Genomic DNA, 13,741 nt, shown 5'->3' on the forward strand with positions numbered 1-13,741 from the left:
GTTTTGCGGCTGAGGACCATTACCCTTGGAGCCATTCTGGGGGTAAAGCATGTCCATTCAATACATTTTGTCGGGATTCGCCGTTGGCCTGCTGGTCGGCATGACCGGGGTCGGCGGCGGTTCGCTGATGACGCCGCTGTTGACGCTGCTGTTCGGCGTCACGCCGTCCGTCGCCGTCGGCACCGACCTCGCCTTCGCCTCGATCACCAAGACCGCCGGCACCGTCACCCACCGTTCGCGTGGGACCGTGCACTGGGACATCGTCGGCCGCCTGTGCCTCGGCGCGCTGCCGGCCGCGCTCGTCGCCACCCTGGCCCTGCAATATCTCGGTCCGCTCAATGCCTCCATCGGCAAGGTGATCCGCTATTCGATCGCCGTGTCCGTGCTGCTGACCGTCGTCGCGATCCTGTTTCGCGGCAAGATGCTCGCCTGGGTCAACGCCAAGCCGTCGCGCCAACTGCAGGGCCGCGGCCTCGTCGCCGCCACGGTCGTGTCCGGCGCGGTGCTGGGCACGCTCGTGACGATCTCGTCGATCGGGGCCGGTGCGATCGGCGCCACCTTGCTCGTCATGCTGTACCCGCGCCTGACGCCGGCCGAGGTGGCCGGCACCGACATCGCCTACGCCGTGCCGCTGACCGCGATCGCCGCGTTCGGCCACTGGTGGCTGGGCTCGATCAACTGGACACTGTTGTCGGCGCTGCTGATCGGCTCGCTGCCCGGCATCACGATCGGCTCATGGGCGGCCCGGGCCGTGCCTGAGAAAGTGCTGAGAGGATTGCTGGCGATGACGCTGGCGGGAGTGGCGGTCAAGCTGCTCCACTGACGAGAAAGGCGCCGCGAGGCGCCTTTCCTGCTTTTTGGATTTGCTCATGCGGGAAACGTCTATGCAAATGAGGAATGCTTCGTTTGTAATATGTCTTTCCAGTGAGATTATTTCGTTCCGTTAGAAGAAATTGTAATAAGGCGTAAGATGACCACTTTACTATCGCGAAACAGCGCCAACCGGGTGATTCCCGGCTTCGGGCTCTCGCTCGGGTTCACGATTTTCTATCTGGCGCTGCTGGTGCTGATCCCGCTGTCGGCCATCTTCCTGAAGACGTTCACGATGAGCTGGGACGCGTTCGTGAGCGCCGTGACGTCGCCGCGCGTGATGGCGTCGTACCGCCTCAGCTTCGGCGCCGCGCTGATCGGCGCCGCCATCAACGTCGTGTTCGGCGGCATCGTCGCGTGGGTGCTCGTGCGTTACCAGTTCCCCGGCAAGCGCTTCGTCGATGCGCTGGTCGACCTGCCGTTCGCGCTGCCGACCGCGGTCGCCGGCATCACCCTGACGGCGCTGTATTCGTCCAACGGCTGGATCGGCAAGCACCTGGAACCGCTCGGCATCAAGGTGGCGTTCACGCCGCTGGGCGTCGTCATCGCGCTGACCTTCATCGGCCTGCCGTTCGTCGTGCGCACGGTGCAGCCGGTGCTGGAAGACGCGGAGCGCGAACTGGAAGAAGCGGCCGCCAGCCTGGGCGCCAGCCCGTGGCAGACCTTTGCCCGCGTGATCCTGCCGAGCGTCGTGCCGGCGTTGCTGACGGGCTTCGCCCTCGCGTTCGCCCGCGCCACCGGCGAATACGGTTCCGTCATCTTCATCGCCGGCAACATGCCGATGGTCTCCGAGATCACGCCGCTGTTCATCATCACCAAGCTGGAGCAGTACGACTACACGGGCGCCACGGCCATTGCCGTCGTGATGCTGCTCGTGTCGTTCCTCCTCCTGCTGGCCATCAACCTGCTGCAGGCCTGGGCGCGCAAGCGTGCGGGCAAATAATATGAGTGCCGTTCTCGACGATCACCTGAAAGACAAGACTGCCGCGGTGGCGAATGCGCCGCGCAAGGCCACCAATACGCTGGAGCCAGGCTGGGTGCGCTATGCGCTGATCGCCGTCGCGCTGGTCTTCCTCACGCTGTTCCTGTTCGTCCCGCTCGTGGCCGTGTTCACCGAAGCCCTGAAGAAGGGCTGGGACGTGTACAAGGAATCCGTACTCGACCCGGACGCGCTGGCCGCCATCAAGCTGACGTTCATCGCCGCCGGCATCGCCGTGCCGCTGAACCTCGTGTTCGGCGTGGCGGCCGCGTGGACGATCGCGAAGTTCGACTTCCCCGGCAAAAGCATCCTGCTGTCGCTGATCGACCTGCCGTTCTCGGTGTCGCCCGTGATCGCGGGCCTGATCTACGTGCTGCTGTTCGGCTCGCAGGGCTGGTTCGGCCCGTGGCTGATGGACCACGACATCAAGATCCTGTTCGCGGTGCCCGGCATCGTGCTGGCGACCATCTTCGTCACGTTCCCGTTCGTCGCCCGCGAACTGATCCCGCTGATGCAGGCGCAGGGCAGCGAAGAGGAAGAGGCTGCGCTCGTGCTGGGCGCGTCCGGCTGGAAGACGTTCTTCAAGGTCACGCTCCCGAACATCAAGTGGGGCCTGCTGTACGGCGTGATCCTGTGTAACGCCCGGGCGATGGGCGAGTTCGGCGCCGTGTCGGTCGTCTCCGGCCACATCCGCGGCGAGACGAACACGATGCCGCTGCAGGTCGAAATCCTCTACAACGAATACAACTTCACGGCCGCGTTCGCGATCGCGTCGCTGCTTGCACTGCTGGCCCTCGTGACCCTGGCGGTGAAAACCTTTATCGAATGGCGCATGCACCAGGCCCGGAAGGCCAGCGTGCAGGGCCACACCACGGAGTAATACCATGACGATCGAAGTCCAACACATCCGCAAGCAGTTCGGCCAGTTCACGGCCCTGGACGACGTGTCGCTGAAGTTTGCCGACGGCGAGCTGACGGCGCTGCTGGGCCCGTCCGGCTGCGGCAAGACCACGCTGCTGCGCATCATCGCCGGCCTCGAATACCCCGATGCGGGCCGCGTGCTGCTCGACGGCGACGACGCCTCGAACCGCCACGTGCGCGAGCGCCAGGTCGGCTTCGTGTTCCAGCATTACGCTCTGTTCAAGCACATGACCGTGTTCGAGAACGTCGCCTTCGGCCTGCGCGTGAAACCGCGCAAGGAACGCCCGTCGGAAGCGGTGATCCGCGAGAAAGTGAAGAAGCTGCTGGAGCTCGTGCAGCTGGACTGGATCGCCGACCGCTATCCGCCGCAGTTGTCGGGCGGCCAGCGCCAGCGCATCGCCCTGGCGCGTGCCCTCGCGGTGGAACCCCGCGTGCTGCTGCTGGACGAACCGTTCGGCGCGCTCGATGCGAAAGTGCGCAAGGAACTGCGCCGCTGGCTGCGCCAGCTGCACGACGAGCTGCACGTGACGTCGATCTTCGTCACCCACGACCAGGAAGAGGCACTCGAAGTGGCGGACCAGGTCGTCCTGATGAACAAGGGCCATATCGAGCAGCTGGGTACGCCGGGCGACGTGTACAACCATCCGGCGTCGCCGTTCGTCTACGGCTTCCTGGGCAACGTCAACCTGTTCCACGGCCGCGTGAACGACGGCGTGCTGGCCAGCGGCGACGCCACGTTCCACGCGCCGCAATTCGCGGACGTCAAGAACGGCGAAGGCATCGCCTATGTCCGCCCGCATGACCTCGACGTCGAGCGCTATGTGGCGGGCGGCGAGGGTGTCGCGGTGAAACTGCGCCGTGCGCATGCGATCGGCCCGCTGGCCCAGCTGGACCTGGAGCGCGCCGACAACGCCCAGATCATCGAAGCCGTCATCCCGAACGAGCGTTATCGCGAACTGGGACTGCGCGACGGCGAGACGCTGCTGGTGAAACCCAGGCGCATGCACGTATTCGTCGATCAAGGAGAAGGCATTTGAATTTCCAACAGCTGCGTTCGGTGCGCGAAGCCGCGCGCCGTAATTTCAATTTGACCGATGTGGCCAACGCTTTATTCACGTCGCAGCCGGGCGTGTCGCGCCAGATCCGCGAACTGGAGGACGAGCTGGGCGTCGTCATCTTCGAGCGCAACGGCAAGCGATTGACCGGGCTTACGGATCCGGGCAAGGGCATCCTGAAGATCATCGAGCGCCTGCTCGTCGAGGCGGAGAACCTGCAGCAGGCCAGCAGCGAATACGCGGCGCAGGACAGCGGCACGCTCACGGTCGCCGTCACCCACACGCAGGCGCGCTATGCGCTGCCGCAGGTGGTGCAGGCGTTCCGCACGGCGTTCCCGGGCGTGCGCATCGCCCTGCAGCAGAGCGCGCCGGAACACATCGCGGAATGGGTGCTGTCGGGCCGTGCCGACATCGGCATCGCGACGGAAGGCCTGTCGACGTTCCCCGACCTCGTGTCGTTCCCGTGCTACCGCTGGAGCCACCTGGTCGTCGTGCCGGAAGGGCACCCGCTGCTGCAGCAGTCGCCCATCAAGCTGTCCGACCTGGCCGAGTTCCCGCTGATCACGTACGACGTGGGTTTTACCGGCCGCAGCCACATCGACGCGGCGTTCGCCGCCGCCGGCGTGAGTCCGGACATTATGCTGACGGCGATGGATTCGGACGTCATCAAGCAGTATGTGTCGCTGGGGATGGGTGTCGGTATCGTCGCTTCGATGGCATTCGACCACGGCCGCGACCGCGGGCTGCGTGCGATCGAGTCGTCACACCTGTTCGCGCCGAACGTGACGCGGCTGGCGGTGCGCCGGGGTGCCTACCTGCGTGCGTATGCGTATGACTTCATCGAGCGCTTCGCCCAGGGCTTTACCAAGTCGGATATCGAGAAGGCGTTGCATCCGGCTGTAGCGGATTAAAAACAGCCGCTACATAAAACAACGTCATTCCCGCGCCGGCGGGAATCCAGGCAGCGCCAGCATATCGACTCAGTATGGATTCCCGCTTCCGCGGGAATGACGGTTTATGGGCTAATCCTCATACTTGGGTCCCCGCCTCCGCGGGGACGACGTGCCGGGGCAAACTTGGGTCCCCGCCTCCGCGGGGACGACGTGCCGGGGCAAACTTGGGTCCCCGCCTTCGCGGGGACAACGTGCCAGGGCAAACTTGGGTCCCCGCCTCCGCGGGGACGACGTGCCGGGGCAAACTTGGGTTCCCGCCTCCGCGGGGATGACGTGCCGGGGCAAACTTGGGTTCCCGCCTCCGCGGGGACAACGTGCCAGGGCAAACGCTCTTGTCAGCGTTGCGCGCGCAACGCGTCCGCGCACTCGCGCACGAGCGCGGGTCCGCGGTAGATCAGGCCGCTGTACAGCTGCACGAGCTGGGCGCCCGCATCGATCTTGGCCTTCGCATCGCGTCCGCTCAGGATGCCGCCCACGCCGATGATCGGCACGGCGTTGCCGACTTCCGCTTTCAGTGCACGGATCACGATGGTCGACTGTTCGAACACGGGCGCGCCCGACAGGCCGCCCTGTTCGGCCGAATGGCGCATGCCTTCCACGTCGCGGCGGGCCAGCGTGGTGTTGGTCGCGATCACGCCGTCGATGCCGTGGCGGACGAGGGCGCCGCCGATGTTGCGGATCTGGTCGCCATCGACGTCCGGTGCGATCTTCAGCGCCAGCGGCACGTAGTGGCCGTACTTGTCGGCCAGGCGCGACTGTTCTTCCTTCAGCTGCGACAGCAGGGCATCCAGTTCGGACGCGCCCTGCAACTGGCGCAGGTTCTTCGTGTTCGGCGACGAGATGTTGACGGTGACATAGCTGGCGTACGGATACACCTTCTGCAGGCATGCGACGTAATCGTCGGCCGCGCGCTCGATGGGCGTGTCGGCGTTCTTGCCGATGTTCAGGCCCAGCACGCCCTGGCGTTCCTGGTAGAAGCGCGACGCCTGGACGTTGGCGACGAAGGCGTCGACGCCGCCATTGTTGAAGCCCATGCGGTTGATGATGCCGCGCGCGGCCGGCAGGCGGAACATGCGCGGGCGCGGGTTGCCGGGCTGGGCGCGCGGCGTCACGGTGCCGATCTCGATGGAGCCGAAGCCGAGCGCGGCCAGACCGTCGATGTAGGCGCCGTCCTTGTCCAGGCCGGCGGCCAGGCCGACCGGGTTCGGGAACGTGATGCCCATGACCGTGCGCGGATCGGGCTTCGGTTTGCGGACAATGCCCGTCAACCCCAGCGACGCGGCGCGGCGCAGGGCCGGGAGCGTGACGTTGTGGGCCGTTTCGGGGTCGAGGGAGAACAGCAGCGGGCGGGCGAGGGCGTACAGGAGTTTATCGGACATGGTCGGCTATCGAGAATTCGCGACATTTTACCTTGTGTGGCAGCAATACCGCATGTCCTTCGGGGCTTCAACGATCCAGAACACCCCATACACCGTCAATACGGGCTTCCAGCGGCCTGAAATTGATCTTGTAAGCCATCTTCGGGCTCTGCTCGATCCAGTAACCGAGGTAGACGTAGGGCAGGCCCAGTTCGCGTGCCTGGCCGATCTGCCACATCACGTTGTACGTGCCGAACGACGCGCCGGCCACGTCCGGGTCGAAGAACGTGTAGACGGACGACAGGCCGTCCGACAGCACGTCGATGATCGACACCATGCGCAAGGTCCCGTCGGGCTCGCGGAACTCCACGAGGCGCGTGTTGACGCGGCTCTGCAGCAGGAATTGCGCGTACTGGTCGCGGCTGTCCTGGTCCATGCCGCCGCCCACGTGGCGCGTGGTCTGGTAGCGCAGGTACAGCGCATAGTGCTCGTCGGAGAACGACAGGTTGGCCACCATCGCCGTCAGGTCCTCGTGGCGCTTCCATGCGCGCCGCTGGCTGCGGTTGGGTGTGAAGCGCTCGGCGGCGACGCGCACCGGGATGCAGGCCCGGCAGCCGTCGCAATAGGGACGGTAGGTGAAGATGCCGCTGCGGCGGAAACCGTTGCGCACGAGTTCCGAATACACGTCCGCATTGATCAGGTGCGACGGCGTGGCGACCTGCGAGCGGGCCTGGCGTGCGTCGAGGTAGCTGCAAGGATACGGTGCCGTCGTATAGAACTGCAGCGTGGAAAATGGCAGATCATTCAGGTGCGTCATGCAAAGCTCTCGGAACGACGTGTGTTGAACCCATTGTAGCCAAAGACGGCGCCGCGCACCGTTAGGTCGTCAACGGTGGCGCGACTTCCCAACGTTCGATCGGCGGTTCCTGGATCGCCTGGCGCAGGTGCTGCAGGAAATCCCGGCGCGGGATCGGCACCGCGCCCAGCGAGGCCAGGTGGCCCGTCTCCTGCTGGCAGTCGACCATGTTCACGCCGTGGCTGCGCAGGAAGGCGACGAGGTACGCGAGCGCGACCTTCGACGCATCCGACACGCGCGCGAACATCGATTCGCCATAGAACATGCGGCCGATGCACACGCCATAGGCGCCGCCGACCAGTTCGCCGTCCAGCCAGACCTCGGACGAGTGCGCATACCCCATGCGGTGCAGGCCCGTGTAGCCGGCGATGATGTCTTCCGAGATCCACGTGCCCGGCCCGTCCTTGCGGGGCGCGGCGCACGCACGCATCACCGCTTCGAACGCGCCGTCGAAGCGCACGACCCATGGCCCGCCGGCCTGGCGGCTGCGCTCTATCCTGCGCAGTGTTTTTTTCAGGCTGTCGCTGACCTTGAAACGCTCGGTGTACAGCACCATGCGCGGGTCGGTGCTCCACCAGAGGATCGGCTGGCCCTCCGAAAACCAGGGGAAGATGCCGTTCCGGTACGCCTGCAGCAGGCGTTGCGGCGAGAGGTCCGCGCCGGCCGCGAGCAGGCCCGGCGCGTCGGTCGTCAACGCTTCGGACACGTCGGGGAACGGCGTATGGGCCTCGAGCCAGGGAATCATCGTCGTACGCCCTGTCAGTCGGGTTGGACGGGCGCCCGCATCGGACCCGCGATGTCGCGGGTGTGGAATCCATAGGTGCCGCCGGCCTCGCGCATCTGCGCGCGGTCGGCGAAGAACAGTTCGAGCGTCGTGCGGATCGTGGGGAAGGCCAGGTCGCTCCACGGGATCTCGGCTTCGCTGAACAATTGCACGTCCAGGCTTTCGATGCCCGGTGCAAAATCGAGGTCGACGAGGCGCGCCAGGTAGAACATATGAACCTGGTGCACGTGCACGACATTCAGCAGCGTGAACAGGTTGCCCAGTTCGATGTTGGCGCCCGCTTCCTCTTCCGTCTCGCGCGCGGCGGCCGCGCTCGTGGTCTCGCCGTTCTCCATGAAACCGGCCGGCAGCGTCCAGTAGCCGTAGCGCGGCTCGATGGCGCGCTTGCACAGCAGGACCTTGAGTTCGCCGTCCTGTTCCCACACGGGGATCGAGCCGATCACCATCTTCGGGTTCTGGTAGTGGATCGTGCCGCAATGGGTGCACACGTAACGCGGACGGTTGTCGCCTTCGGGGATGGCCACCGTGACCGGGTGGGCGCACTCGGAGCAGAATTTCATAGGAAGCAGATAAATTAAGTTGCCCTTACTTTACCACTGTATTGGGAGCGACTGGGCCGCAATCCGCCCGCGATGCGCCCCTCGGCGGAGGCGGCTTATGCCCCGATCCGGGCGAGCCGGAGAACTTCGATTGCCTAAAGTGTGGAAGGTGCGTATAATACGAATCATCAGACGCGGGGTGGAGCAGTCTGGCAGCTCGTCGGGCTCATAACCCGAAGGTCACAGGTTCAAATCCTGTCCCCGCAACCAGATTCCAAAGCCGCTGATCCTGTTCCGGATCAGCGGCTTTTTCGTTTTGGATTGCCTGCTCGACCCGTCTCAACCATTCCCGTCATTCCCGCAACGCCCGCCGCCCGGCCCGGTCGAAACCTCCGTGTGCGTTGAAAGCGGAGCCAACGAATGATTACTGTGGAAGACATCAACGAGGCGTGGGGCTGGACCGGCCTGAACGCCGTCGAGGTGCTGGGCGAGAACGCCTTCGGCAATCTGATCGTCAGCGACGAGGACGGCATGTACTGGCGCCTGTCGCCGCAAGACCTGCGCTGCGTACCGGTGGCCGAGGACCGCGCCGCCCTCGACGCCCTCTCGTACAACCAGGAATTCCTCGACGGCTGGTACATGCCCGAACAGGTGCGCCTGGCCGAGACGACCCTGGGCCCGCTGACGGCCGGGCGCAAGTATTGTCTGAAGATACCCCGTGCGCTGGGCGGACACTACGGGCGTGACAACCTGGCCATGGTGCCCCTGCCCGAACTGATCCGGTTCGCGGGCGAGGGCGCGCAGCAGTTCGACGGGCTGCCGCGCTGGCAGGACTGTCACTAGCACCTAGAACCGCCGCAGCAGGCCGACCTGGAACAGGTCGCGGTCATTCGTCTTGCGGAACGTCTTGATGCGGTTGAAGTTGACGATGGCGCGCGTGCGCGCGGACAGCGCGCGCTCGGCCTGGAAACTGATCAGCAGATTCGTGGCCGTGCGATTGCCGTCGCGCCGGTTCGCGGCGAAATAGGGGCCGAGGCCGGCGCTCATCGAGAAGCGCGGCGTCACGGGCTGCTCGTACCACAGCTGCGCCGCGGCCCCGCGCCGGTCGACCCGCGCGCCATCGTCGCCTTCGAACAGGAATTTGGTGCCGATGCCCCAGCGGTCCGCATACCGCCTGGCCTCGATCACACCCGCGTGCGCGCCATGCGTACCGGACATGTTCGTGATCGACGTGCCGAACGTGCCGCCGATCCACAGATGCCCGTCCGGCACCACGTCGGGCGCCGGCTCGGCCGGGCCGAACTGGCGTCCCACGCCGAGCACGAGCGCGTCCGACCGGTGCACATGGCGCATGGCCACATGGTTGTAGCCAAGGCGCAGATGGGTGCCGGGCGGCCCGGGCACGGCGAGGCGCAGGCCGGCGCTGAGGAGCACGCCGAGGCGGGCGTCGTCGATCTGCCGGCCGGCGATCTCCGTCGTGTTCATGCTCAGGTAAGGACCCGCGCCCAGCTCTCCCGTCCACGCGTGGGAAAAGCGGTGGGCGGCCAGCCATTGCAGCGCGAACCCGTCGCGGTGGTTGTTGTCCGGATGGCCTTCGTTGTAATGGACGAAGTCGATCCGCATGGCACCCTGCTCGCGTCCGGCGCGGACTTCGAACGTGCGTCCGCGCATCCACTGGTAGTCGGTCGCGTTGCCGCCGTAGATGCGGCCGTTGCCGAATGCCAGCGACAGATAGGCGCCGCGGTCGTCGGGATCCAGGGTGCCGGCGTGGGCCAGGGCGGCGTGGACCAGCAGCACCGCCGCCATGCATGTCCGTGGTTTCATGATGCGCTCCGCTTGTGTCAGGCTACGAGCAGTCTGGACAAGCGGAGCGGCCGCGCCTTGTGGCGGCACAAAGCGGTGTCAGCCGGCGGGCTGGTTCAGGCTGGCCCAGAGGTAGGCCGCGGCCATCGTGCGGTGCGGGCGGTAGGCTTCAAGAAACGCTTCGGCCTCGCGCATGCCGGGCCGCGCGCCGCCCGTCAGCCGGCCGATCGCGTTGCGCACGGCCACGTCGCCGTGCAGCGAGCAATCCGCGTAGCCCCAGCCGCGCAGCAGCGCATAGTTGACGGTCCACGGGCCGATGCCCTTGACCGCGAGCAGGCGCTCGCTCACGCCGGCCGGGTCGTCGGTGCGGTCCAGCGGCAGCGTGCCGTCGGCCACGAGACGGGCGAAGCGCAGCAGCGTCTCCGCCTTTGCGCCGGAAAATTTTCGACTGGTCAGTTGCTCGATGTCGAGACCGGCCACGTCGGCCGCTTCCGGATAACACCAGAGGCCGCTCGAATGCGCGCGTCCGGCGAGGCCGATGAACGTGCGGCGCAGGGAAATGGCGAACGGCAGGTTGATCTGCTGGCCGATGATGGCCCACGTCAGCGCCTCGAACACGGTGGCCGACTGGATCACGCGCAGGCCCGGCTGGCGCGCGACGACGGGGCCGAGCAGCGGATCGTCGCGCACCGCATCCTCGAACGGCGCGGGCTCGATGCGCAGGCCCAGCATGTTCACGAGGGCGTCCTGGACCGCGGCCTCCGAGGCGGTGCCGTCGCTGTCGACGCTGCACTCGGCGCGGTCCGCGTGCAGCGTGATGTCGAGCAGCGTCGGCACGCCGTCCAGCAGCACGCCCTTGCGGATGCGTCCCGCCTGCGCATCGACGACTTCGGCCAGCGCATCGGCATCGCGGCCGTGGAACGTGTACGCGTCCGCGTGGCGATAGCCGGCCGGCAGCGGGATCGCGTGGCGGCTCATTTGCTGCTCATTTTGGTGGACACCGGCACGGGCGCGGCGCGGCCGAAGCGTGGGACGAAACCCGTGACGAACGCGGTGCCGACCAGCGTGATGGCCGAGCCCACGATCGTGTACCAGCCGATCGCCTCGCCGAGGAACAGCGCGCCCCACAGGATGCCGAAGACGGGGCTCAGGAACGTGACGGTCAGGGCGGACGTCGTGCCGACATCCTCGATCAATTTGAAGTACAGGATGTACGCGATGCCGCTGCACAGCACGCCCAGTGCGATCACGGCGCCGACGATGCCCACCGTCGGTGCGCCGGCGGGCGGGAACAGGGGCAGGGCGGGCAGCACCATCAGCGCGGACGTCCACATCGTGCCGTGCGCGTTGGCGAACGGCTCCACGCTTTTCGCCGTGCGCGCATACAGGCTCGCGACGCTGTAGCTCAATGCGGCCACCAGCGCGGCGGCGACGGCGATACCGGCGCCGGGGCGGCTCGTCGCGTGGTCGAAGCCGACGAGCAGTGCGACGCCGACGGTGCCCAGCACGAGGCCCAGCGCCGTGCGTGCGCGGATCGGCTGGCGTCCCCACACGGCGCCGAGCAGCGCGCCCCACATCGGCGCGGTGGCGTTCAGCACGGCCAGCACGGACGCCGGCAAGGTGCGCGCCGCGAACGCGAACAGCAGGAACGGGAAGGCGGAGTTGAAGAAGCCGAGGATGAAGTAATGCTTCCAGTGCGCGCGCATGTCGAGGCGCTTCTTGAGGACGACGCCGACGATGGCGAGGAACAGCGCCGCGAACAGCACGCGGCATTCGATGAGCACCGCGGGGCCGAGCGTCGGCGCGCTGATGCGCATGAAGAGGAAGGACCCGCCCCAGATGGCGGCAAGCACGATGAGGCGCAGCAGGTTGGCAGTGTTCATGGTTCCCGGGATGGTAGGCGCAGGGGCTTTCCCTGCCGCCCCGTTTCTTGCGCTTGAATTGCGCGACGGGGGCAGGGAATCGGTAATGATACAAAAAGGCCGGGAACCCTGCCGGAGCGCCATGAAAAAGGGCCGCAACCGCGGCCCTTGTCGATCATGCGTCTCCGCGTGCGCTCACGGCACGAGCGGCTTCTTCGCGGCCCGTTTCGCCTTGACGTCCGCGATCGCTTTCTCCACCGCGGACAAGCGCTGCGGCAGCGCCGGATGATTCGCCGTATAGCCGTTCAACACGCTGGGCGGATAGCTCTCGGCCAGGCGGTTCCAGAACGCGGGCGCGTCCTTGACGTCGTAGCCGGCGCGCGCAGCCAGGTAGATGCCGAGGCGGTCGGCGGCGGCGTCCGCGTCGGCCGGCATGGCCTTGATGCCGCCGCTGCCGATCAGCATCGACGTGTCGGGCGTGATGCTTTTCAGGTTGTCGATGATGCTGCCGATCGTCGCGCTGTTGCGTTGCGAGGACGGGTGGCCCAGCATGTTGTGGGCCATCGTCTTGGCCAGCACGAAGGCCAGTTCGTCGTCGTCGCGCGTGAAGTTGATCATGCCGCGCGTGACGAGTACGCGGCTGCCGTCGCCGTACGCGTTGACGTTGTCCGCGTTGCCCAGTTCGATCGCGAAGGCGCAGGCGCGGGTGACGGGAATGGTCAGCTGGCGCTCGCTGCGGCGGCGCTCGATCGTCATCGGCAGGCTCGCCTGCGATGCCAGGATCTTGCCGAACATCGCGCCCGCCTGGGACAGCGCATGCTCGCCGGCCGGCAGCGGCTTGCCGGCGGCGGCGAGCAGCACGTCGCCCTCCTGCAAGCCGGCGCGCGCGGCGCCGCTGCCGGCCAGCACGTCGGTCACCTGCAGGCGTTCGTCCATGCCGAAGGCGACGTGCGCGGCTTCGTTGTATTCGCCCGGATAGGACCAGCGGTTCTTCGCCGTGAAGCCGAGGAGGTTGCGCGCCTGGCCCTTGCACAATTCGGCGTTATGGATCAGCAGGGGCGCCGCGACCTTGTACAGGCGCTCCTGCAGGGCCGCCATCTTCGTCAGGGTGTCGGCGGCGGCAGACATCTGCGGGCTCAGGGCCGGGGCTTCGACGGGGCGTTCGGTGACGCGCGGCGTGGCCGACGGTTGACGCGGTGCCTGCGTGGCGCAGGCCGACAGCAGCAGGGCTGCGGTGATGCCCAGCGCGGTCGTCCTGAAACCCGCAGGGCGCTGACGAAGATGTCCGGTCATGTGCTCCTCATAGTTTATTGTTTGCCGGTGGAGCCGAATCCTCCGGCGCCCCGGTCGCTCGTTGCGAAATCCTCCACGACGTTGAAGCCCACCTGCATGACAGGCACCACGATCAGCTGCGCCAGGCGGTCCATCGGCTGCAGGGTGAAGGTGGCCTGGCCGCGATTCCAGGTCGAGACCATCAGCTGGCCCTGGTAATCGGAGTCGATCAAGCCTACCAGATTACCCAGAACAATGCCGTTCTTATGGCCGAGTCCACTACGGGGCAGGATCATCGCCGCATAGCCCGGATCGCCGATGTGGATGGCGAGGCCGGTCGGCACCAGCACGGTCTGGCCGGGCTCGACGGTCATGGGCGCCTCGATGCAGGCGCGCAGGTCGAGGCCGGCGCTGCCGGCGGTGGCGTAGGCCGGCAGGAAGTCCTTCATGCGCGGGTCGATGATTTTCAGGTCGATATTCTTCATGGAG

15 protein-coding genes and 1 tRNA gene are annotated in these 13,741 nt (G+C 66.6%); 7 read left to right on the forward strand and 9 right to left on the reverse strand.

Going from position 1 to position 13,741, the window contains the following annotated elements; all coding sequences use genetic code 11:
* The first annotated feature begins 49 nt into the window (after nt 1-49).
* The 5 genes from ACEN9H_RS04025 to ACEN9H_RS04045 all read left to right on the forward strand — a co-directional run bounded on the left by ACEN9H_RS04025 (nt 50) and on the right by ACEN9H_RS04045 (nt 4,736).
* Nucleotides 50-823, forward strand: coding sequence for a sulfite exporter TauE/SafE family protein (locus ACEN9H_RS04025; protein ID WP_056136116.1), 774 nt, complete (start codon nt 50-52; stop codon nt 821-823).
* Nucleotides 824-970: 147 nt separating this feature from the next.
* Nucleotides 971-1,813 carry a sulfate ABC transporter permease subunit CysT gene (cysT, locus tag ACEN9H_RS04030; RefSeq protein WP_056328430.1) on the forward strand — a complete coding sequence of 281 codons (843 nt, stop codon included), beginning with the start codon at nt 971-973 and terminating at the stop codon, nt 1,811-1,813.
* Nucleotide 1,814: 1 nt separating this feature from the next.
* Nucleotides 1,815-2,729: a sulfate ABC transporter permease subunit CysW gene (cysW, locus tag ACEN9H_RS04035; RefSeq protein ID WP_056328433.1), complete on the forward strand. Its 915-nt coding sequence runs from the start codon at nt 1,815-1,817 to the stop codon at nt 2,727-2,729.
* Between the two features lie 4 nt (nt 2,730-2,733).
* Entirely contained in the window at nt 2,734-3,807 is a 1,074-nt protein-coding gene (locus ACEN9H_RS04040; protein WP_056136122.1) for a sulfate/molybdate ABC transporter ATP-binding protein, read from the forward strand.
* Nucleotides 3,804-4,736 (forward strand): CysB family HTH-type transcriptional regulator, encoded by a 933-nt coding sequence (locus ACEN9H_RS04045; RefSeq protein WP_056136123.1) that lies wholly within the window; start codon nt 3,804-3,806, stop codon nt 4,734-4,736. The genes ACEN9H_RS04040 and ACEN9H_RS04045 overlap by 4 nt, the downstream gene beginning before the upstream one ends.
* A 377-nt stretch (nt 4,737-5,113) precedes the next feature.
* Here ACEN9H_RS04045 and ACEN9H_RS04050 read toward each other — a convergent pair whose 3' ends face one another.
* From ACEN9H_RS04050 to ACEN9H_RS04065, 4 genes are all read right to left on the reverse strand, one after another.
* On the reverse strand, nt 5,114-6,157 hold the full coding sequence (locus ACEN9H_RS04050; protein ID WP_413673867.1) for a quinone-dependent dihydroorotate dehydrogenase: 1,044 nt from the start codon (nt 6,155-6,157) through the stop codon (nt 5,114-5,116).
* 67 nt (nt 6,158-6,224) lie between these two features.
* Nucleotides 6,225-6,953, reverse strand: coding sequence for an arginyltransferase (locus tag ACEN9H_RS04055; protein WP_056136127.1), 729 nt, complete (start codon nt 6,951-6,953; stop codon nt 6,225-6,227).
* Between the two features lie 61 nt (nt 6,954-7,014).
* Nucleotides 7,015-7,737, reverse strand: a complete 723-nt coding sequence (aat, locus tag ACEN9H_RS04060) for a leucyl/phenylalanyl-tRNA--protein transferase (RefSeq protein WP_056136129.1) — start codon at nt 7,735-7,737, stop codon at nt 7,015-7,017.
* Between the two features lie 14 nt (nt 7,738-7,751).
* Nucleotides 7,752-8,336 carry an NUDIX hydrolase gene (locus tag ACEN9H_RS04065; RefSeq protein ID WP_056136131.1) on the reverse strand — a complete coding sequence of 195 codons (585 nt, stop codon included), beginning with the start codon at nt 8,334-8,336 and terminating at the stop codon, nt 7,752-7,754.
* A 172-nt stretch (nt 8,337-8,508) separates the two neighbouring features.
* Here ACEN9H_RS04065 and ACEN9H_RS04070 point away from each other — a divergent pair.
* Both ACEN9H_RS04070 and ACEN9H_RS04075 read left to right on the forward strand, forming a co-directional pair.
* Nucleotides 8,509-8,585, forward strand: a tRNA-Met gene (locus ACEN9H_RS04070).
* Nucleotides 8,586-8,735: 150 nt separating this feature from the next.
* Nucleotides 8,736-9,158 (forward strand): T6SS immunity protein Tdi1 domain-containing protein, encoded by a 423-nt coding sequence (locus ACEN9H_RS04075; RefSeq protein ID WP_371770226.1) that lies wholly within the window; start codon nt 8,736-8,738, stop codon nt 9,156-9,158.
* A gap of 3 nt (nt 9,159-9,161) precedes the next feature.
* Here the strand turns inward: ACEN9H_RS04075 and ACEN9H_RS04080 are convergent, their stop codons facing one another.
* From ACEN9H_RS04080 to dut, 5 genes are all read right to left on the reverse strand, one after another.
* The gene (locus ACEN9H_RS04080; RefSeq protein ID WP_371770225.1) at nt 9,162-10,139 is read right to left on the reverse strand and encodes a hypothetical protein; all 978 of its coding nucleotides are present in this window, start codon (nt 10,137-10,139) and stop codon (nt 9,162-9,164) included.
* Between the two features lie 78 nt (nt 10,140-10,217).
* A complete protein-coding gene (locus ACEN9H_RS04085) occupies nt 10,218-11,096 on the reverse strand; it encodes a DNA-3-methyladenine glycosylase family protein (RefSeq protein WP_056136137.1) in 879 nt (292 codons plus the stop codon).
* Nucleotides 11,093-12,001 (reverse strand): DMT family transporter, encoded by a 909-nt coding sequence (locus tag ACEN9H_RS04090; RefSeq protein WP_056136139.1) that lies wholly within the window; start codon nt 11,999-12,001, stop codon nt 11,093-11,095. The genes ACEN9H_RS04085 and ACEN9H_RS04090 overlap by 4 nt, the downstream gene beginning before the upstream one ends.
* A 174-nt stretch (nt 12,002-12,175) precedes the next feature.
* Nucleotides 12,176-13,273 (reverse strand): M48 family metalloprotease, encoded by a 1,098-nt coding sequence (locus ACEN9H_RS04095; RefSeq protein ID WP_371770222.1) that lies wholly within the window; start codon nt 13,271-13,273, stop codon nt 12,176-12,178.
* 14 nt (nt 13,274-13,287) lie between these two features.
* A complete protein-coding gene (gene dut, locus ACEN9H_RS04100; protein ID WP_056136142.1) occupies nt 13,288-13,737 on the reverse strand; it encodes a dUTP diphosphatase in 450 nt (149 codons plus the stop codon).
* Nucleotides 13,738-13,741: the final 4 nt, after the last annotated feature.

The sequence above is a fragment of the Massilia cellulosiltytica genome (assembly GCF_047325105.1).
Classification (GTDB): domain Bacteria; phylum Pseudomonadota; class Gammaproteobacteria; order Burkholderiales; family Burkholderiaceae_D; genus Telluria; species Telluria orientalis.

Excerpts from the sequence above, each read along its gene's own strand:
- ACEN9H_RS04025 (WP_056136116.1), top strand. The coding sequence starts at position 50 with ATGTCCATTCAATACATTTTGTCGGGATTCGCCGTTGGCCTGCTGGTC.
- cysT (WP_056328430.1), top strand. The coding sequence starts at position 971 with ATGACCACTTTACTATCGCGAAACAGCGCCAACCGGGTGATTCCCGGC.
- cysW (WP_056328433.1), top strand. The coding sequence starts at position 1,815 with ATGAGTGCCGTTCTCGACGATCACCTGAAAGACAAGACTGCCGCGGTG.
- ACEN9H_RS04040 (WP_056136122.1), top strand. The coding sequence starts at position 2,734 with ATGACGATCGAAGTCCAACACATCCGCAAGCAGTTCGGCCAGTTCACG.
- ACEN9H_RS04050 (WP_413673867.1), bottom strand. The coding sequence starts at position 6,157 with ATGTCCGATAAACTCCTGTACGCCCTCGCCCGCCCGCTGCTGTTCTCC.
- ACEN9H_RS04055 (WP_056136127.1), bottom strand. The coding sequence starts at position 6,953 with ATGACGCACCTGAATGATCTGCCATTTTCCACGCTGCAGTTCTATACG.
- aat (WP_056136129.1), bottom strand. The coding sequence starts at position 7,737 with ATGATTCCCTGGCTCGAGGCCCATACGCCGTTCCCCGACGTGTCCGAA.
- ACEN9H_RS04065 (WP_056136131.1), bottom strand. The coding sequence starts at position 8,336 with ATGAAATTCTGCTCCGAGTGCGCCCACCCGGTCACGGTGGCCATCCCC.
- ACEN9H_RS04075 (WP_371770226.1), top strand. The coding sequence starts at position 8,736 with ATGATTACTGTGGAAGACATCAACGAGGCGTGGGGCTGGACCGGCCTG.
- ACEN9H_RS04080 (WP_371770225.1), bottom strand. The coding sequence starts at position 10,139 with ATGAAACCACGGACATGCATGGCGGCGGTGCTGCTGGTCCACGCCGCC.
- ACEN9H_RS04085 (WP_056136137.1), bottom strand. The coding sequence starts at position 11,096 with ATGAGCCGCCACGCGATCCCGCTGCCGGCCGGCTATCGCCACGCGGAC.
- ACEN9H_RS04090 (WP_056136139.1), bottom strand. The coding sequence starts at position 12,001 with ATGAACACTGCCAACCTGCTGCGCCTCATCGTGCTTGCCGCCATCTGG.
- ACEN9H_RS04095 (WP_371770222.1), bottom strand. The coding sequence starts at position 13,273 with ATGACCGGACATCTTCGTCAGCGCCCTGCGGGTTTCAGGACGACCGCG.
- dut (WP_056136142.1), bottom strand. The coding sequence starts at position 13,737 with ATGAAGAATATCGACCTGAAAATCATCGACCCGCGCATGAAGGACTTC.